Origin of the sequence: Streptomyces tamarix (assembly GCF_032423885.1) — a bacterium.
Classification (GTDB): domain Bacteria; phylum Actinomycetota; class Actinomycetes; order Streptomycetales; family Streptomycetaceae; genus Streptomyces; species Streptomyces tamarix.
This window is the reverse complement of record NZ_JAWCTQ010000065.1, coordinates 12,392-29,624: the sequence shown is the minus strand read 5'-3', so window position 1 is coordinate 29,624 and position 17,233 is coordinate 12,392. Positions and strand designations below refer to the sequence as shown.

Sequence of the window (17,233 nt, the reverse complement as noted above, 5' to 3'; positions counted from 1 at the left end):
TGGCGCAGGTGCGCGTACCAGCCGTCGACCGTCCGGGGCGGGGCCGACTCCACGGTGCCGGGGAAGTCGTCGGTGACCAGCTCGCGCAGCAGGACGCGCAGCTCGTTCTCGCGGGGGTGCCCGCGCAGCTTGGAGGCGTCGACCTGGAGCAGGGCGAGCATGGTGTGCCAGTCCTCCATCGTCTCCGGGAAGCGCAGGTTCGCCTGTCCCGGTTCGGGACGCGCGGGAACCGGTTGGAGCACCGTGGGGCCCTTGCGGACGACCGTACGCACGCGAGTCTCGGTGCGCTCGATGACCTCACGAACGGGCTCCGGGGGCGTCGTGTCGAGGCCGAGCGCCTTCTTCGCGTTCTCCCGCTCGTGCCACCTCTTGCGGTGGTCGTCGCAGCAGAACTTGGGCGGCCGGCCGACGCCGCCGTACCGCAGGACGACGCCGCACCACCCGCAGGTGCGCTGCACCAGGCGGTCGCGGACGCGCACCGTCTCGTACGTCGCGACGGGCTCGCCGTGCTCCTGGTCGTCGTTGTCGAGCGGCTCTGGTGTCGTGCTGGTGGTCATCCGGGAACCCTACGAGGCGCCCCGGCGCGGGCCGGAGTTCCGTCCCCACGAAACCCGGCGGGGGCAACAGTGCCAGAGGTGTACGACTGCGCGTCACGAGCGCGGCTCGGGTGGCGTGCCGTCCTCCTCCTGGTACTGCGCGAGGGTCTTCTGCAGGCGCTGCGCGAGGTCCTGGAGGTGCGGGGTCAGGGCGCGCTCCATCGGGGTCTCCCGGGCGCGCTGCCGTGCGTCCTCTTCATCCAGCAGCTCGTCGAGCGACTTCGGGTTCGGGTCGAACCGGTCGAGGAGCCAGGCCGACGCGTGCCAGTCGCCCGGCCGCCGGCGGACGCGTCGCTCGCTGCGGTGCTCGCCGGTGACGGGGTCGGTCCACGTCCGGTAGGTCTCGGAGACGACGGCGCCGCGGGCCGCCTCCTCGATGTGGCCGGTGGCGCGGACGGCCGCCGCCGCACGGGCGCGGGTGACCCGGGCGTAGAGCGCCGCGCGGATATCGGGCGAGTTCACGTCGAGCTGCCCGCCCTGCTTCTCCTCGACCAGGTCCTCGCCCTCGCTCATCCAACGCAGGAAGGTCGATCGCCCGACCCCGGCGGCGTCGGCGGCCTGCGTCATCGGCAGGCCCACGGCCGTCGCCCGGGTGAGGAGGTCCATCACCGTCGGGGTCAGCAGGGAGGGGCGACCCCGGCGGCGCGGGCGGCGGCGGGCGGGCTGAGTCGCATTGGTGTCTGTCATGGGCGCGGACCGTACAGACGGCTGCCGCTACCGTCGCGGGCTTTGTGGGACTTCCGGGACCGCCCCACCGCGCGCGAGATAGCAGGCTCACTCGCTTGCGTCTCGGGCTCGCGGCCGTCGTGGGAGGAAGAAGCCACCGCCGCGCGGGCGCCGCTGGTCATGACGCTTCCGCGCGCCGCCCACCGCCTGGTGGTGGAGGAAGCCCGGGGACCGGTGGCTTCTTCCCCCAGGCCGGGCCGGGGGCCGGTCCACCACGGGCATTGCGTGCGGGCGGGAAGTAGAGATGCAGGGAGATGTCGATCTGCGGGCGCCCTCCGGGCGGGTGGAGCTGGTGGCCGGCGGCGGGCGGGTACCCGGGGTACCCGGTGTGATCATCGGTCTCCCGTGGGGGACGGCTGTCCCGGGTGCCACCGTGACGCCACGGGGCCATGACGCCATGACGTCACATGCGGAGTCGGGCAGATCGGGCATCCGCCACACGGGTTACCGGTGATCAGGCCGCCGACCTGCGAAAACCGCTGTGCGCCCCTGTGGGCCCCGTTGGCGCTCCCCAACGTCCAATCACACGCGGGCGTCGGAGAACGCGCCGGAGGCGGCACCCTGCGGGGCCGGTTTTGGATCTTCGGCCGCTGTACTCGCCGGGCGGGCGTCGAGGACGCCACGGGCCCGCAGCTCGTCCAGGTCGGGCAGCCAGATCCCGGGCAGGGTGGCGAGGAGGTCGGCCTCTGCGGCACGGATACCCTGGGCGGGAACTTCGGGGCCAGCTCCGAGAGCGCGGCGGGTCGTCACGGTGGTCATCGTACGGGCGCCCGCCAACGGTCGAAGGCGACCCCGCAGCGAGGACGCCTTCGAGCGGCAGAACGTGCGGCTCAGGAACCTTGGACGGAGGGTGTGAGCGCCTCGATGCACTGAGGGCACGTGATGCCCACCCGGCCAGACAGCTCCACAGCATTCCGCCCGCAGAGAGTGAAGGGTGTCCCGTCGAACGCGTACCGCGTGCGCCCGAGGCGGTGGTGGAGACCATCGTCGCTGACGCCGAAAGCGTCCTGCTGCGGGTCGAAGCTCAGGGGCATGGTCGTCCTCCTGGGAGCTCGCGTTGCGTAGTCCGTACGCTACCCGAATCCATTCCGATCGGGGGGCGGGAACGGTCCTACCTGCCCGTGAGCACGGTGGTCACCTCGGTACCGTCCGGATGCCGAGTCACCTCCACCGCCCGCCACGGCAGGTGCGAGTTGGCGGCGACGAGGTCGCGGAGAGCCTGCCGAGCCTCGTCATCCGTCTGTTTGCAGGGCACATGGACCAGGGCCCTCTTCCAGACCTCTCCATCGAGTTGCTCGATCGTCCACAGCTTCCGGGTGCTCATGGAATCAGCATGGAGGTCGACGGGCTGCATCCGCGGCGACGACACAGGCCGGGACGCCAAACCGATCCGAGCCGCTACGCGGAGATGCTGGCGAGCGGAGCATCCGCGCCAGGGCCGCGCCGGTGCCGACCTTCCGTGTCCACCACGATCACGGGCGGGCAGTCCGGGCACGAGTAGAGCCCCTGGGAGCAGATCCAGCGCCACCCGGCATCCCACAGAGGTCGGTGGTCACGGTCCGCCGGCACCGGGACGCTCGTCTTGCAGCGGGTGCACGTGATGGTGGTCGGCCTCGGCATCGGGCGGTCCTTCCGGGATGGGGCAGCAGCCTATCGGTGATCCATTCACACCGGGGGGCGGAAACGGTCGTTTTAGCCTCCCTCGCACGATCCATTGGGACAGATCACCCAAACGGATGAAAACCCGCCTCTCAGGGGCTCCCGATCCATTGGAATCCATTCCGTACTTGCGCCCCCCCATTTCGCCCCCCTAGGGTGGTGAACGGAAGCCTCGCCGCCCCGGCGCGGCCGAACCAAGGGAGACCTCTGTGAGCACGAGCGAGCACGAGCGGTGGAACGGGCTGACCGTGCGGCGTCCCGACGACGTCCGCAGCGAGGCCGGCGGGCCCGTCCCGCTGATGTGGCAGATGGAGAAGTTCACCGAGCACACCGACCGGCTGATGAACCGGCGGCTCCCCGCCGACTTCCCGTACGAGATCGAGCGCGGCGACGCCGGCGACTCGCTCGCCGCTCTCGCCCTGGGAACCTCGATTCGCCGGGACATCGCGATGGAGCGCGCCAGCCGGGTGCGCGAGGCCATCGAGCTGGGGGCCACCTGGGACCAGGTCGCCACCGCTCTGGACATCACCGCCGACGAGGCCCGCGACCTGCTGCGCCGGTGGGCTGACGGCCAGCGCAAGCTGTGGCTCGGGTACGAGGCCGAGGGCGTGAAGCCCATCGGGATGGACGCCGACGAGCACGCCGCCGTCCTCGCCCTGGCCGCCGACGAGGACGGCGGGGCCGCCGCGTGAACGTCGCTCAGCTCATCGACAACGGCGTCGACGCCGACGAGGCCGGGGCCATCGCCGCCCGCTGGAACTCGGTCTACGGCTGCATCCGCGAGGAGCTCACCGCGCGGGTGAAGACGACGAAGACCCTCGGGGGCGACCCGACCCGGCTCAAGGAGCTGCGCCGGGAGCTGGGCCAGCTCGACCGGTGCGCGCACCGGGCCTGTACCCAGTCCCCGCCCGGGTTCTCCGCTCGCGCGGCCTTGCGTCTGATCCAGGAGGCCCTGCGCTACCTCCCGCTGGAGCTCCAGGGCGACACGCACCGCCTGGCGGCCCTGCTCGCCGACTGGGCACGCGTCAAGCGCGACCGTGCCGAGCGCGCCGCCCGGCACGCCGAGGTAGACCGTCGTGGCTGACCGGCTGTACCTGCGGCATTCGACGGACTCACAGACCGACGCCCGGCAGCGGCACGCCCTGGCGCCGCTGCTCGCCGCCGGCGCCCCGGCCTACGAGGACCCGGCGACCTCCAGCCGGGTCCTGTCCCTGAACCGTGTGGGCTTCAAGAAGCTGCTCGACGAAGCCGCCGTCGGTGACACGATCCGCATCGCCGACGCGGCCCGCCTGTTCCGGTCGGTCGCGGACATCCTGGCCCTGCGGCCGGTGCTGATCCGGCGCGGGCTGCACCTTCGGGTGGAGTCGGGGCTGCTGTCCGGGATCGACCTCGCCTCGGACGATCCGGGCACCAAGATGATGGTCTCGGTGCTCGCGGCCGTGCTGGAGTTCCAGCGCGACATGATCTCGGAGAACACCCGCGAGGGCGTCGCCGCGGCCGAGGCCGCCGGGAAGACCCTCGGTCGTCCGTCCGCGCTGGACGAGGGCGAGGTGGTCGAGCTGGTGGAGGCGTACCGCGAGGGCGCCGCCGTGAAGGCCCTCGCCCGGCAGTACGGCATCGCCCCCAAGACCGTCCGGCGGGTGCTGGACTCCGCCGGGGCCCGCGACGTGCCCGACGACCTGTCGACGCTGCTCGACGGCGACGGCCAGGACGACGTCGCCGACGGCGGCCACCACCAGGCGGCGGCCGACGCCGACCCGGTCGTGGTGGTCGACGTGCCCGGCCTGGTCGCCGAGACCCTGGTCGACGTCGCCGACGATGCGGTCCGCCAGGCGCTCGACGCCGGGCAGACGATCCGCCGGGGGCAGGGCTACTCGGTGCGGGTCACCGCGCCGGTCAGCGTCCACTTGGCGATGATCGAGCACTCCGTGACCACGCTCATGCAGTCGCCCGCCGGCCGCAAGGCCCACCGCATCCACCAAAGCCGCGTCGATGCGGCTGAGAGGAAGTCTTCATGACGTACCAGCAGGACGCGCCGACGCCGTACCAGGAGGTGCGCACCGCCGCGTACCGGGCCGTCACCGCGCTGAACGCCGCCCTCCCCGACCTTCCTCCGGGGCCTGTCGCGGACGCGTACCGGCAGATCGCTGACGAGACGAGCGCGGTTCTCGCCCGCACCCCGGCCGGGCCCGACACCCAGCCCGCACCCGGCATCACCACCACCCGCATCAACGCGCTGGGCGACGGGACCACGCTGCACGAGCGCCAGAACGCGACCCTGCTCCTCGACGCGCTCCTGGCGGCGGCCGCCACCCACGGCGTCACCCTCGATGACCTCGACGCCGTCACCGACCTCCCCCGCGTCTGCCTCGACCTCGTTCGGACGAAGACCGCGTGACGTCTGTCCGGATCACGCCCTGAGTGTCGGTGTCGTTCGCTACAGTCGGGCCTGCGGTCACTGAGACCGTGGGCCCGGCTCGCGGCCCGGTTCGTCTGGCCCAGACCGGACGAGCAACACCGAAGGTGCTCCGCGCCGAGCCGCCCACCACCTCGCATCACCCTTGCTGGCCTCGCTCTTGGCGGCCGGTGAGTCTGGGATCACCGCAGCCGCGGAAACGAGAGCTTGAGATGCCGAAGAACCACGCGCGCAAGAAGGCCCTGGCCGCCCTCAAGGACGAGCTGGGCATCAAGCACGCCTGCGCCATCGCGCTCCTGGACCACCCCGACGCCGACGAGCGGGAGACCCTGGAGCGGTACCTCGCGGAGTACGTCGACATCAACACGTACCGCGAGGCGGTCGACTACCTCCGCCAGGAGCAGGCCGACCCGCGCAACCAGGTCCTGTGCGACCGGTGCGGCTGGCTGATGGGGATGGTCTGCCCCGAGTGCGAGAAGGGCTGCGGGTGCGAGTACCAGTGCACCGGCTGGCGGCACGAGGAGATGCGGGCCGCGACCGGCGACTACGACGAAGACGACGACCCGTACGGCTGCCCGGAGTGCGGGGCCGGCGGCGGTGGCGACCCGTACGGCGAGTGCTGCTGCTACGAGGACGAAGAGGAGGCGGCGGCGTGAGCACGCTGACCGACTTCGAGGCCGCCCTGCGCGCGGCGAGCCGGGGCCTGGCCCTGTTCCATCTGCCCGCCGGCGGCCGGGTCCCGGCGCCCGGCTGGCACGAGGAGGCCACAACCGATCCGGCGGCGCTCGTGCAGCTGCTCGCCGACGGCGCGAACGTCGGCGTCGGCTGCCGGGCCTCGCGCGTGGTCGCCCTCGATCTCGACGTGCACCAGGCCGACGGCCCGGCCCTCAACCGGCCTCGGGGAACAGCGGTACAGCGGTTATCGGTGAGAACGATCATGGTTAGGGCGTGAGCGTGCTGACCCGGTGCTCGTACTCGCAGCGGGCCTTGCACTGGGCCGGAACAGCCGGAACTCCGTGGCCACCGTCGAGCGGCTGGCAGCGGGCGAGGAGCTGCCGGTGTACGGCGGGGACGGCCGTCACGCGCAGGGTGTAGCCCTGGCCGCGCCGTACGGCCACCCCCTGGTCGAGCGCGGTGCGCTCGGCGGGCTCCAGCTCGGTGGTGCGGAGGTAGTCGGCGATCTTGCCCGGCATGTCGAGGGTGACCGGCACCTCCGGGGGGGCGTCGTCCTCGTTGGCGGTGTGGTCGGGCAGGAGGTCGGCGACGGCGGTGCGGATGGCACCGCGGCTGACGCCGTGGTCGAGGGCGAGGGCGGCGATGGAGCGGCCTTCCAGGTAGGCGGTGCGTACGTCGGCGGTCTTCGTGGCCGTTACGGCGGGGCGGTGCCCGCCCTTCGCGCCCTTGGCCTCGGCGGCGCGCAGTCCGTCGTAGGTCAGCTCGCGCTGGAGTTCGCCGGCGGCGGCGAGGGTCTTCTTCGCCGGGGATCCGGCCGGCCTCGTCGGGCGCGGTGCGTGTCGCGTTCACCCGGGTGCCACTGGCGACGGGACCCCACTTCAGTGACCCTCCGCTGTTTTTTCACTACGCTACGAAGTTATCATGTGCATCACACCACAGGGAGGCAGACGATGCTCAGTCCCAAGCCCGAGTTGGTCTGGCAAGGCCGGGTACACCTGGGCGACGAACCCGGTGTGTACGGCGACTCCTGCTACTCCGGGCTCGCCGTGGACATCCCCTTGACCCTCCTGAAGACCGACCCCGGCGGAGCGGACACGACCACGCTCCAGATCGTGACGGAGAACGTCGAAACGTTCGCCGGTTATCCGGGGCACCTCATCACCGTGGTGCTCTACGAGCCGGAGCCCTCCCAGCCGCTCCACTTCAGGGAGGTGGAGCTGGCGAGCACCCGGCTGACAAGCGCGGACGACAACCGCGTGAACGTCAACATCAACCTGGCGAACAGGCCCTCGCCCGCTCGCGTCAGCGTCCGTGTCCGGGTGGACACGGAGGTGCCGGCGGGGCTGTACGACGACTTCGTGGTCACCCGGCTCAGCAACAAGTCGTCGAACTACACGTGGGTCGCCTCACTGGGCTTCCCGGCCTGACGCAGCAGGCGGACCCGTGAATTCCCCGCTGCCCGCCCTCGTCCACAGCCATGCCGGTTCCTGGCATGACTGTGGCGTGGCGATGCTCCTGCCCGACGGCGGGATCGTCGCGTTGGCGTCCGAGCGCGTCGGGGAGCGGCGCAAGCACAGCTGGGACCCCCGGCCCGCCTATCACCACCTGCGGTCTCTCCCCGCCTACCAGCCGTACTTCGGCGGCCCGGGCGACCAGTTCGTGGACAACGCCGACGGGCTGCACGTCGACGACCACCATCGCAACCACGCCGCGAGCGCGTTCCACGGCTCCGGTTTCGAGCAGGCCGCGGTGCTGGTGGTGGATGGCCAGGGCTATTGCGGGGACCGCCTGGTCACCACGTCCATCTGGGCGGGGACCGCCGCGGGCCTGCACCTGGTGGAGGAGCAGGCGGACCCGGGCGGGGTTTTCGCGGCACGCTCGATCGGTCACTTCTACAGCGCCGTGGGCGCCCTGGCGGGGATGGGGCGACTGCACGACGAGGGGAAGACGATGGCCCTCGCCGCGTACGGCGGGCCTTCGCGTTTCCTCGACAGGCTGCGCGTGTTCGCCGGGACGGAGGAGGACGGCGGTTACCGGATCGATCCGAGGTTCACCACGACGGTGCTGGCCAACACCCTCGGCCGGAAGTACTACGGGTGGTCGGCGCCCACGCCGGAGGACCAGGCCCTGTGGGACGACCTCGTCGCGGCACGTGCCCGGCCCCCGATGACGGGCTGCTTCGACCAGGACGACATGGACATCGCCTACGCCGGCCAGGTGATCCTGGAGGAGATCGTTCTCGGCCTGGCCCGCCGGGCCCACCGCTTGACCGGCAGCACCCGTCTCTGCCTCGCCGGCGGTGTCGCGCTGAACTGCGTGGCGAACGGGCGGGTGGCCGGGGACGGGCCCTTCGAGGAACTGTTCGTGGTGTGCGCTCCCGGCGATGACGGTCAGGCCGTGGGAAAGCTGTTCCTGGACGTGAAACGGCGCGCGCTGCCCGTGGACACCACGATGCATACCGCCTACTACGGCCCGGAGTATTCGGCGGGACAGATCGAGTTGGCCGTACGGGAGGTAGGAGCGAGCGTCGTGTGCGTGCGCATGGACGACTCCGACCTCCTGCCCGAAGTGGCCACCCGGCTGTCGAACGGAGAGGTGATCGGCTGGTGGCAGGGACGGTCGGAGCTCGGCCCGCGGGCACTGGGCCACCGCAGCATCCTGGCCGACCCCCGCCGGCCCTGGATGCGGGACCACATCAACTCGTCCGTCAAGGAGCGCGAGTGGTTCCGACCACTCGCCCCGATGACCGTCGAGGAACGGGCCGGGGAATTCTTCGAACTTGATCAGCCGAGTCCGTTCATGGCGCGCGCCGTCAAAGTACGCCCCGGCGCGCGTGCGCTGATCCCGGCCGTCACCCATGTCGACGGTACGGCCCGTGTGCAGACCCTGCGCCGCAGTCAGGATCCGCGTTGCTACGAACTGCTGGAGCGCTTCGACGAACGCGCGGGCGTGCCGATCCTGCTGAACACCTCGTTCAACCGGCGTGACGAGCCCCTGGTCGAGACACCGTCCGACGCGTGCCGGGCCTTCCTGGACATGAACCTCGACGCACTCGTCCTGGAAGACCGTCTCCTGGTCAAGCAGGGTGCCCGGTAGCGCTTCCGGCCGGTCGGATCCCCAGAACGTTCCGCCGGACGGCCTTCCAACGGTCGAACTGCTCGGCGCGGACGGTACGGATCTCCAGCGCGTCCTCGTCGGAGGGCGCCGAGACCTCGGTGCCGTCGGGAAAGAAGACGGCGCTGCGCCCCAGGTAAATGGTCCCGTCCTCCTCCGCGCCGTGCCTGTTGCAGAAGACGCTGACGACCTGGTTCTCCAACGCCCTCGCCTGGTGGATGATCCGCAGGAACTCGACCGACACGGTGGAGGGGCTCAGTATCAGGCCCGCACCGGCCGCCGCTGCGGAACGAGCCGGCTCGGGGTCGACGATGTCCAGGCAGATCTGCACCGTGCTCGGCAGGCCCGCGATGTCGACGATCCGGTGCGAGGCCCTCCCCCTGCTGAAAACGTCCAGCTCGGCACCGAACAGCCTCGTCTTGTCGTGCACGGGGAAGACCCTGCCCGACTCGATCACCACCGCGCGGTTGAAACTGTTGCCGGCGGAGCGCACGGGAAGGCTTCCGACGAAACTGATCCCCTGCTCCGCGGATGCGGCAAGCAGAGGTCCGAGCTGTCGCGCCAGCTCTCCTTGGCCGGAAAACACGCGCGAGTGCGCTCGATAGCTTCCGAGGAAGAACTCCGGCAGGACGACAAGCGCCTCCGTGACCCCGCGAACCGCCGAACGGATGAACTCCACGTTCTCCTTCTCCGAGCGGACCTGGGGGGCGAACTGGAGAAATCCGACCTGCACCTCGTCACGAACCGGTCCCGCTTCCCCGGGTTCGCCTCGCCGCCGGGTCGTCTCGGAGGGGTTCGGGCAGGGGTACGTGATGTTGCTCATGTTCCTGACTTGTGGGGGCTCGCGACGAAACGGAGCCCACGGGTGCCGGGCTCGGTGTGCAGAGGGCACGAAGGGCAGACAGCGTGAAAGCGTACAGTTCGAACACCGGAGACGGAGTGCGGTGGGCCACACCCGTCGGGCCCGACCGGCTCCGCGCGGCTGCGGCGGACCCCGCCCCGGGATGCGATCCGGCGCGGGCCGCCGCCGGTCCCGCACACGGTCGGCCGTGAGGCTCTCCCGATCGTCGATCCGGGCGACGTGATGCGGAACACGGACCGTACGGCGACCGTCGGCGTCCGCAGAGCCCACGGGCCGCTCGCCCGCCGCCCCGAACCGCCCGCCGGCCGTCCGGGGCGGCGGCCTGCGCGTCACCGCCCCGCCGCACGGGCCCTCCCGGAAACCGCCGGCGAACGGCCCGTGTGCCGGTCGACCAGTGCGCCCCCCCTGCCCCGGCGAGGGGGGGGGACGAGGGCGGATGAAGCCGAGCACGGTGTGGCGGTCGCCGCCCCCGCACCCGGGCGCCGGCTCCCCGGCGGCCCGGGCAGGAACTCGTGTCCCCATGCCCCGGCCGCGCGGGCGGAGGGGCGGGGCCCGCGTGGACGGGGCGCCCAGGGCGCCCCTGCGGTCCCGGTCCAGCGCAGGGCCCGCCGCGAGTACGAGAACCGGGTCAGCGCACTCACACCCTGACCATGATCGTTCTCGCCGATAACCGCTGTACCGATGTTCCCCGAGGCCGTCAACGGCATCGAGACCCTGCGCGCTCAGCTCGACATCCGGGGCCTGACCGACTGGCCCGAGACCTTCACCGTGATGACGCCGCACCAGGGCCTGCACCTGTACTTCCGGGTGCCGGCGGACTGCACCATCGGCAGCGTCTCCGGCGGGCGGTCCCCGCTCGGACCCGGGATCGACGTCCGCGGCCCCGGCCGCCGACGCGGCGGGTACCTCGTCGGCCCCGGCTCCATCGTCGGCGGCCTGCCGTACCTCATCGCCCGTGACGTGCCCGTGGCGCCGCTCCCGGACTGGATCGCAGCTCTGCTCACTCCGCAGGAGGGATAACCCATGACGACGTACGAGACCACGGCCGTGCCCGGCCAGCTCACGCCGCCCGCTCCTCTGGACCCATCCGCCGTGCACCAGCTCGCCCGGCACGCCCTGGACGTGCTGATGCCCGCAGCCACCGGCCCCCGCGACCAGGCCGAGCCGCTCGGGGAGGCCGCCGGGCAGCTCGCCATCGCGCTGTGCGCGTTCGCCCGGCTGGTCGAGGCCGACGCCGACGACCAGCTCGCCGAGGGTGAGGACGTCGTGGAGCGGCTGCGCCGGGCCTCGCTCCACGTCCACGAGCACCTGGCCGCCAAGGTGCCGGCCCCCGAGCTGGAGGCCCGCAACGCCGGGCTGGTCGACAGCAACCTGAAGGAGGGCCTGCCGGTGGTCGGGTCGCTGTCGGCCGAGCTGCTGCTGGCGGGCGGCCGGTCCGCCACGGTCCGACTCACCCACGAGGACGCGCACCAGGAGGTCGAGGTCGGCGACGGCCGCACGGCGCGGCTCCCCGCCGCTGACCACCTGGTCGTCCGCGACGGGCTGCACGAGCTGGCGCGGTTGCTCGCCCCTCTCGCCCGGGAGAGCGAGCCGAGCGGCGAGCGGTAGGAAGTCCGGCCGCACGACACGAGAGCCCCACACCGACCGGTGTGGGGCTCTTTGTGCTGCTCAGAGCTGTGTGCCTGCACGCTGACGTGCCAGCATGCCAGCCCGCCAGCGTGTCAGCCTGCGGGCTTGTCAGCCTGCCGGGCCTCCAGCCATGCACGGACCGCTTCGTCCAGGCCCTGGCGGACCTCGATCCCGGCCAACACGCACTCCGACCGGAACCGCCGCTGGAGGTCCTCGGGGAGGTAGCTGGAGAAGGACTTCCAGTCGCCCGCCTTCCGCGTCGGGCGCCGGCCGACGAGGTCCGCGCCCACCTTCACCCCGCCGGTGTTCGGCGTAAGGCGCGGCTCGGGGACGTCGTCGGGGGTCTCGAAGTTGTGGCGGGGGGCCATCAGGCGGTGATCCTCTTCTCGTACGTGTCGGCCAGCAGCTCGAAGCTGGCGACCGCTTGGGTGAGCTGGGAGCCCTTGGCGTCTTCCAGCGGGACGTAGTCGTTGGCGGCGTTGGCGATGACCTCGCGGCGGGCGATGACCGGATCCCAGACCAGGTCGCCGAACAGCCGGCGGACGCTGGCGAGCTGCTGGCGCTGCCGCGGCTTGCCCTGCTCGTAGTCGTTGACCACCACGCCGTCGATCCGGAGGTCATCTGCGTGCAGGGCGTGCGCCTTCTCATCGATGAAGGTCCGCACGCGCTTCGCGCCGAGGATCGAGTCGATCTCGGCTCGGGTCACGATGAGCACTCCGTCGGCAGCGGACATCGCCATCTGCGTCAGGTGGAACAGGGACGGCGGGCAGTCGATGAGGACGTCGTCCAGGTCCTCGTCGGCGCCCTGGAGGACGCGGGCGAGACGGAGGTGCGAGCCAGGGAGGCCCGCTTCGGCGTACCGGTTCTCCAGCTCCAGCCAGGCCGGGGCCAGCAGCATGCGCTCCGCGTACGGAGACTTCCACTGCACCGGGGTCCAGACCTGGCGCATCGCGCCGACGCGGTCGGCCTGCACCGCCTCGCTCACCGTGATCTGCGGCTGCGCCTCGTTGTAGGTCCAGCCCGCCCGACGCGAGAGGTTTCCCTGCGGGTCGAAGTCGACCAGGCCGACCCGGCGGCCGCGCTTCGCCAGGGCGGCACCGAGCCGGAGCGTCAGGTCGCTCTTGCCCACACCTCCCCTGTTGTTGATCACAGCCGTACGCCTAGCTGCCATCGCCTCGCCCCTCTCCGTCCTGGTCGGCACCTGCCGTCAGCCCGCCAGCTTGCCAGCACTTCGAGCGTGCTCGCGCGCTGACTCGCCAACACGTCAGCGTGCCAGCACGCCAGCACGCGGGCAGGCCAGCATGCCAGCAAACCGGCAGGTCACCGGACCGTCAAAGCGAAGAAGCCACCGGGCGCGGACGCCGCCGTCCTACAGCACGGGCAACGCACTACCCGCGCGGGGTGGCTTCTTCACCCGGGGACTCGGGACTGTTCTCTAATCACAGAAGTCACAGAGTTAAAAGAACTACCCGCACTACCCGTACTACCCGCATCTTTGCTGGTCAGAGCGTTGCGGGTAGTGTCCAGAATGCAAGATCGGACTACCCGCAACTACCCGCACAGCCGAGGTGGCGGGCAGTGCGGGCAGTGCGGGCAGTGACTACCCGCGCGGGCAGAGGCGGCCGGACTACCCGCATGGGCGCTGACCTGCGTTTTTGCGGGCAGTGCGGGTAGTGCGGGCAGTGCGGGGTGTAGTTGCCCGGAACCACACGCTGCGCGGACATGACGAAGGCCCGCACGGATACCGGGCGGGCCTTTCGTCAGAGCTGATGCGGCTACTGCTTGGTGGGGGCCGGGCCTTCCACCCTCCAGTAGTTGATCTTCTGCCGGGCGTCACGGCGGGACATGATCCGGTAGCCGCTGAAGAACCGCCCCTGTCGGGCTCGGAGCCACTTGCCGAGCTGCTTGGAGTTCGGGATCTTGTCGCCGTTGGTCGGCATGACGCGGCTGAGGTTGGAGGCCGCGCTGACGCCGGTGGCCGCAGCGAAGGCGAAGTCGACCAGGTTCTGCGAGGTGTACTCCTTGGTGCCCAGCTCCTCGTGCCAGGCGGCGAGGAAGGCTGCCCACTCCATCGCGTCCTCGTCGGCGTCCTCCATCATCTCCTCGCGGTCCTCCAACCAGCCGGGAAGGCACATCCAGTTGAGGATGCCGCCGAGGGTGCGAGGCCAGGCACCGAAGGAGGCCATGTGGTGGCTGGTCTTCGGCATCCCCGCGGCGACCCAGCCGCACAGCAGGGTGAGCAGGGCGTGGAGGACTTCGGCGCGGTGGAGCTGCAACCACTCGTTGAGGTCGCCGGCCGCGAAGTTCGAGGGGTCCCGGGTGTCGGGTCGGACGTCCGGGTCCAGTCGGCACCAGATGGTTCGGCGGCCGAGGTCATCGCCGACGGTCAGGTTGTTGCCGTTGACGACCCAGAGCAGATTGTTCGGCAGGGCGACGATCTCCGACCGGCCGAGGATGCGGTCACTCCAGGTGGCGGACGTGATCAGCTCCGACATCACCGGGAAGCGGATGGTGTGGCCGGTCGGCAGGTTGTCGAAGACGGCCACCGGAGCGCCCGTCTCCATCATCACGGAGGTGATGACCTTCCGCTGTTCGCCGTTGTCGGTGCCCCAGGTGGCCCCCTTGATCCCGAACAGCTCGGCCAAGATCCGTGAGAGCAACGACTTGCCGGAGCCCGGGTTGGTCGCCGTGATCGCCCACATCGGAGTCGGGTCGGGGATCATCGACCGCAGGAGCGGGATGAAGAGTGCGCCGACGAACTGGGCGAGGTCGCTGGCCTTCATCCAGGGGAAGTCGCCGAGCATCTTCCCGACGACCAGTTCCTGCGCCGCTGCGATGTCGGCGGCCGTCGGGTTCTCCGGGACGTCCTTGATCCGGATGCGGGGAGCGTAGAACCACCCGGTCGCCGGGTTGTACCCCTCCCGGAGTTGGAGCTGGCCGTCAGGGCTGAGGAGGGGAACAGAGCTGATGCCCTTCAGCGGGGGCAGCTTCCAGTTGTTCCGGGCGAGAACCACGGCGGCGACGCGGGTGGGCAGCAGCACCGGGACCGGGCCGGTCTTCCGCATCTTGAAGACTTCGGCGTGCTCGTGCAGAGCGAGGGTCAGGCCGTCCTTCGAGATCTCCTCGATGAAGGGGCCGTCGTTCCCCTCGCCGATCCACACGGGCCGCCGGCCGCGCAGGTACACGTCGGCAATCGCGCCCGACTGCAGGGCCCGGGTCACCTCGGTGACGCCGGTCGGCTCGTCGGTCACGTCGATCACGACGCGTCCCCGATCCTCAGCCCGCGGCTGGGGTACGGCGGTGATGGTGTCGGTCGGGTGAACGTCGTCGGACGGGTGGTTCACGGGTGCTCCGTTCTCGGGAGCTAAGCCTGTTTCCGCCTCCTCCGCCTGGCCCCTGTGCTTTACAGTGGGACCTGCTAGGAAGGCGAGCAAGCGGATCAAAGCTCAGCTCGAAGACTTCCAGTCGGCCCGGAGCGAAGGTGTGCTACCACCTAGCTGCCGGGCCGCTCGCTTTTTAGATGTGGATCGACCCTAGCTGCGCGGGTTTATCCGGCTCAGGCCATTTGCGTCGAGGGCACTAGGACCCCCGCCTCCGCGAACCCGCGGTCGACTGCTCGGGTGGCGTACGACTCGGGTACGCCGACGCTTACGGCTGCGGCCACGATCTCTCCGCCGAGGGTTTCCAGGCCGCACGGCCCGGGGCACTCCTGGTGCAGCGAGCCGAGGAATCGGGCGACGCCGAACGCCTGGCTGGCGGCCCCTTGCTCTCGGTGGCTGGTGACCATCGCGACGCCCTTGTCGAGGCCGGTCCGGACGTACCGCTCGGTGTGGCGGCACCCGGTGGCGACTGCCCGAGTCCACGAGGTCCGGGGGACGGGGGACGAGGCCACCGCGCCCGCCGGCACCACGTACCGGGGAAGCGCGGTTACCGTCTCGGGCAGCCGGATCATCTGCCCCTCGCCGCGCCCGAGCCAGCGCGCGTACGCCATGAGCGACTTGATGTCGACTCCGGGCCGCACGTTGTTCGAGGACTGCATCGTGCCCAGGTAGATCCAGTGTTCGCCCCGCGTCGTCGCCACGGTGCGGGTGACGGGCAGGGTCTCGCGTGCCCAGGCGACCGCGTCGGCGTTGTCGAGGTCGACCACGGTCACCCCGGCTCCGCCTGGGTGGTACGCGACGGCCCCCGCCCTGCGCCACGCCGTCGCCCAGGCCGCCGACGTCACGACGTCCACGGAGGCTGACGCGGCGGCCCAACCGTGGCAGGGCCGGGGGCACGCACAGGCGCCGGCGGTCTTCATGTTCGGTCGACCGCCGCACTGGTTCCCCGTGCAGTCGCGGCAGTTCCCGAACGGGCCCTTGCCCTCGCGGAGCGGCAGCACGGGCACGCCGAGCGCCACCAGCTCCAGGGCCATGTGCAGGGGCTCACCTGCGGAATACTTGATGTCCGTCATCGGGATCTCTCTCCTATGGCACTGGCCCGGCGTCCTCTCGCGAAGGACGCCGGGCTGCGTTCGTCGACTCCTAGGAGCGGGCCTCGTGCCAGAGGCCCGGGTAGTGCACGTCCTCCATCACCTCCAGCGGCCCGTCCTCGTCGTGGAAAACGGTGTGCGTGACGAGCACGGGAACAGCCACGTCGGAGTCCGGCAGGGGCACCTCCAGGAGCTCCAGTTCGTCCCGACTGGCGAATCGAGCCGCACGCCGCTCCGGTGACCCGTGGATCTTCTTTCCGGTGGCCTCCTCGTACTGGACGAACCAGTGCACGGCGCCACGGGGCCCCTGCTTGGCGAGGTCCGACACGACGGCCAGAGCGCGAGGGTGGATGACCTCGATCCCGACGATCTTCGGGGTGCCGTCCTGCCGGAAGACTCGCCGCCGGATCACGACCTCGTCGTGCGGGTCGATGTCCAGGTAGTGGCACATGATCGGGTCCTTGCACGACCGGATCATGGCCTCGTGGTTGGTCGAGGTCTCGCCCGGAGCGTAGTTGGGTCCGCCTTGCCGAGTTCGCGAGACCCTGGCCGTCCCCGTGGCGGGGGCGATACGAGGCCGCTTGGAGACCACGGTCCCGGCGGCGCCGGCGGACACGACCAGCCCTTCGTCCTTCAGCACCTTCAAGGCTCGACTGACGGTCTTGGCAGACACGTCGAACTGCTCCCTGATCTCGGGGACGCTCGGGAGCGAGTCCCCGGGAGCCAGATCCCCCCTGTCGATGGCCTTGCGGTAGTGGGCCGCCACATCGGCGTAGCCCGCTCCGCTGCTCCTGTATGCCACGGTTTCTCCCCTTTCGTGAGCGTGATGCTCTGCTGTCAAGGTACATCATGACGCGGCGAAGGTACATATCTTGCGGCAGTGAAGTTCGTCATGTACCTTCTTCCTTGCCGGAAGGTTCGTCACGTACCTTCTGGAAGAGTCCTGGCCTAGGTGCTGGGGCAAGGGCGCCGGCACCTTGGCACGCCGGACGGTGGATCACCGACCTACAACCGCCAGCTCGTGTTGGCGTGACCGGTGATGGCGCCCCGTTTGGGAGGTTGACCGGTTCGAGTCCGGTCCGGGG

The 17,233-nt window shown here is 70.8% G+C and carries 21 protein-coding genes; 10 read left to right on the top strand and 11 right to left on the bottom strand.

Going from position 1 to position 17,233, the window contains the following annotated elements:
- The 4 genes from RND61_RS30785 to RND61_RS30770 form a co-directional block, all read right to left on the bottom strand.
- Positions 1–557 (bottom strand): hypothetical protein (locus RND61_RS30785; protein WP_315881456.1); only part of this gene is annotated, 557 nt, incomplete at its 3' end.
- A 93-nt stretch (positions 558–650) separates the two neighbouring features.
- Positions 651–1,283, bottom strand: a complete 633-nt coding sequence (locus RND61_RS30780) for a hypothetical protein (RefSeq protein ID WP_315881455.1) — start codon at positions 1,281–1,283, stop codon at positions 651–653.
- Positions 1,284–1,844: 561 nt separating this feature from the next.
- A complete protein-coding gene (locus RND61_RS30775) occupies positions 1,845–2,072 on the bottom strand; it encodes a hypothetical protein (RefSeq protein WP_315881454.1) in 228 nt (75 codons plus the stop codon).
- A 361-nt stretch (positions 2,073–2,433) separates the two neighbouring features.
- Complete coding sequence (locus RND61_RS30770; protein ID WP_315881453.1) at positions 2,434–2,646, bottom strand: hypothetical protein; 213 nt, start codon at positions 2,644–2,646, stop codon at positions 2,434–2,436.
- Positions 2,647–3,190: 544 nt separating this feature from the next.
- Between RND61_RS30770 and RND61_RS30765 the strand changes: the two genes are divergently transcribed.
- The 6 genes from RND61_RS30765 to RND61_RS30740 all read left to right on the top strand — a co-directional run bounded on the left by RND61_RS30765 (position 3,191) and on the right by RND61_RS30740 (position 6,349).
- Positions 3,191–3,673, top strand: coding sequence for a hypothetical protein (locus RND61_RS30765; RefSeq protein ID WP_315881452.1), 483 nt, complete (start codon positions 3,191–3,193; stop codon positions 3,671–3,673).
- A complete protein-coding gene (locus RND61_RS30760; protein WP_315881451.1) occupies positions 3,670–4,065 on the top strand; it encodes a hypothetical protein in 396 nt (131 codons plus the stop codon). Before RND61_RS30765 ends, RND61_RS30760 begins: the two co-directional genes overlap by 4 nt.
- Complete coding sequence (locus tag RND61_RS30755) at positions 4,058–4,999, top strand: recombinase family protein (protein ID WP_315881450.1); 942 nt, start codon at positions 4,058–4,060, stop codon at positions 4,997–4,999. Before RND61_RS30760 ends, RND61_RS30755 begins: the two co-directional genes overlap by 8 nt.
- Positions 4,996–5,379 (top strand): hypothetical protein, encoded by a 384-nt coding sequence (locus tag RND61_RS30750; protein ID WP_315881449.1) that lies wholly within the window; start codon positions 4,996–4,998, stop codon positions 5,377–5,379. The genes RND61_RS30755 and RND61_RS30750 overlap by 4 nt, the downstream gene beginning before the upstream one ends.
- Positions 5,380–5,609: 230 nt before the next feature.
- Positions 5,610–6,053 carry a hypothetical protein gene (locus RND61_RS30745; RefSeq protein ID WP_315881448.1) on the top strand — a complete coding sequence of 148 codons (444 nt, stop codon included), beginning with the start codon at positions 5,610–5,612 and terminating at the stop codon, positions 6,051–6,053.
- A complete protein-coding gene (locus RND61_RS30740; RefSeq protein WP_315881447.1) occupies positions 6,050–6,349 on the top strand; it encodes a bifunctional DNA primase/polymerase in 300 nt (99 codons plus the stop codon). The genes RND61_RS30745 and RND61_RS30740 overlap by 4 nt, the downstream gene beginning before the upstream one ends.
- Here RND61_RS30740 and RND61_RS30735 read toward each other — a convergent pair.
- The gene (locus RND61_RS30735) at positions 6,339–6,590 is read right to left on the bottom strand and encodes a hypothetical protein (protein WP_315881446.1); all 252 of its coding nucleotides are present in this window, start codon (positions 6,588–6,590) and stop codon (positions 6,339–6,341) included. The two genes, RND61_RS30740 and RND61_RS30735, sit on opposite strands and share 11 nt — an antisense overlap.
- Before the next feature lie 432 nt (positions 6,591–7,022).
- Here RND61_RS30735 and RND61_RS30730 point away from each other — a divergent pair, with 432 nt between their 5' ends.
- Together RND61_RS30730 and RND61_RS30725 are read left to right on the top strand one after the other, a co-directional pair.
- Positions 7,023–7,499: a hypothetical protein gene (locus RND61_RS30730; protein WP_315881445.1), complete on the top strand. Its 477-nt coding sequence runs from the start codon at positions 7,023–7,025 to the stop codon at positions 7,497–7,499.
- Positions 7,500–7,581: 82 nt separating this feature from the next.
- Positions 7,582–9,168, top strand: coding sequence for a carbamoyltransferase family protein (locus tag RND61_RS30725; RefSeq protein ID WP_315881457.1), 1,587 nt, complete (start codon positions 7,582–7,584; stop codon positions 9,166–9,168).
- On the opposite strand, the gene RND61_RS30720 is transcribed toward RND61_RS30725, so the two are convergent.
- Complete coding sequence (locus RND61_RS30720; RefSeq protein ID WP_315881444.1) at positions 9,149–10,009, bottom strand: nitrilase-related carbon-nitrogen hydrolase; 861 nt, start codon at positions 10,007–10,009, stop codon at positions 9,149–9,151. The two genes, RND61_RS30725 and RND61_RS30720, sit on opposite strands and share 20 nt — an antisense overlap.
- A gap of 720 nt (positions 10,010–10,729) precedes the next feature.
- Here RND61_RS30720 and RND61_RS30715 point away from each other — a divergent pair.
- Both RND61_RS30715 and RND61_RS30710 read left to right on the top strand, forming a co-directional pair.
- Complete coding sequence (locus RND61_RS30715) at positions 10,730–11,068, top strand: bifunctional DNA primase/polymerase (protein ID WP_315881443.1); 339 nt, start codon at positions 10,730–10,732, stop codon at positions 11,066–11,068.
- Positions 11,069–11,071: 3 nt separating this feature from the next.
- On the top strand, positions 11,072–11,656 hold the full coding sequence (locus tag RND61_RS30710; protein WP_315881442.1) for a hypothetical protein: 585 nt from the start codon (positions 11,072–11,074) through the stop codon (positions 11,654–11,656).
- Between the two features lie 113 nt (positions 11,657–11,769).
- Here RND61_RS30710 and RND61_RS30705 read toward each other — a convergent pair whose 3' ends face one another.
- From RND61_RS30705 to RND61_RS30685, 5 genes are all read right to left on the bottom strand, one after another.
- Entirely contained in the window at positions 11,770–12,045 is a 276-nt protein-coding gene (locus RND61_RS30705) for a hypothetical protein (RefSeq protein WP_315881441.1), read from the bottom strand.
- A complete protein-coding gene (locus tag RND61_RS30700) occupies positions 12,045–12,848 on the bottom strand; it encodes a ParA family protein (RefSeq protein ID WP_315881440.1) in 804 nt (267 codons plus the stop codon). The genes RND61_RS30705 and RND61_RS30700 overlap by 1 nt, the downstream gene beginning before the upstream one ends.
- 604 nt (positions 12,849–13,452) lie before the next feature.
- Complete coding sequence (locus RND61_RS30695; protein WP_315881439.1) at positions 13,453–14,937, bottom strand: hypothetical protein; 1,485 nt, start codon at positions 14,935–14,937, stop codon at positions 13,453–13,455.
- Between the two features lie 296 nt (positions 14,938–15,233).
- On the bottom strand, positions 15,234–16,130 hold the full coding sequence (locus tag RND61_RS30690) for a bifunctional DNA primase/polymerase (RefSeq protein WP_315881438.1): 897 nt from the start codon (positions 16,128–16,130) through the stop codon (positions 15,234–15,236).
- Positions 16,131–16,200: 70 nt separating this feature from the next.
- Positions 16,201–16,950 (bottom strand): GntR family transcriptional regulator, encoded by a 750-nt coding sequence (locus RND61_RS30685; RefSeq protein ID WP_315881437.1) that lies wholly within the window; start codon positions 16,948–16,950, stop codon positions 16,201–16,203.
- Between the last annotated feature and the right edge of the window lie 283 nt (positions 16,951–17,233).

Excerpts from the sequence above, each read along its gene's own strand:
- RND61_RS30705 (WP_315881441.1), bottom strand. The coding sequence starts at position 12,045 with ATGGCCCCCCGCCACAACTTCGAGACCCCCGACGACGTCCCCGAGCCG.
- RND61_RS30715 (WP_315881443.1), top strand. The coding sequence starts at position 10,730 with ATGTTCCCCGAGGCCGTCAACGGCATCGAGACCCTGCGCGCTCAGCTC.
- RND61_RS30725 (WP_315881457.1), top strand. The coding sequence starts at position 7,582 with ATGCTCCTGCCCGACGGCGGGATCGTCGCGTTGGCGTCCGAGCGCGTC.
- RND61_RS30720 (WP_315881444.1), bottom strand. The coding sequence starts at position 10,009 with ATGAGCAACATCACGTACCCCTGCCCGAACCCCTCCGAGACGACCCGG.
- RND61_RS30745 (WP_315881448.1), top strand. The coding sequence starts at position 5,610 with ATGCCGAAGAACCACGCGCGCAAGAAGGCCCTGGCCGCCCTCAAGGAC.
- RND61_RS30700 (WP_315881440.1), bottom strand. The coding sequence starts at position 12,848 with ATGGCAGCTAGGCGTACGGCTGTGATCAACAACAGGGGAGGTGTGGGC.
- RND61_RS30690 (WP_315881438.1), bottom strand. The coding sequence starts at position 16,130 with ATGACGGACATCAAGTATTCCGCAGGTGAGCCCCTGCACATGGCCCTG.
- RND61_RS30710 (WP_315881442.1), top strand. The coding sequence starts at position 11,072 with ATGACGACGTACGAGACCACGGCCGTGCCCGGCCAGCTCACGCCGCCC.
- RND61_RS30730 (WP_315881445.1), top strand. The coding sequence starts at position 7,023 with ATGCTCAGTCCCAAGCCCGAGTTGGTCTGGCAAGGCCGGGTACACCTG.
- RND61_RS30780 (WP_315881455.1), bottom strand. The coding sequence starts at position 1,283 with ATGACAGACACCAATGCGACTCAGCCCGCCCGCCGCCGCCCGCGCCGC.
- RND61_RS30750 (WP_315881449.1), top strand. The coding sequence starts at position 4,996 with ATGACGTACCAGCAGGACGCGCCGACGCCGTACCAGGAGGTGCGCACC.
- RND61_RS30735 (WP_315881446.1), bottom strand. The coding sequence starts at position 6,590 with ATGCCGGGCAAGATCGCCGACTACCTCCGCACCACCGAGCTGGAGCCC.
- RND61_RS30770 (WP_315881453.1), bottom strand. The coding sequence starts at position 2,646 with ATGAGCACCCGGAAGCTGTGGACGATCGAGCAACTCGATGGAGAGGTC.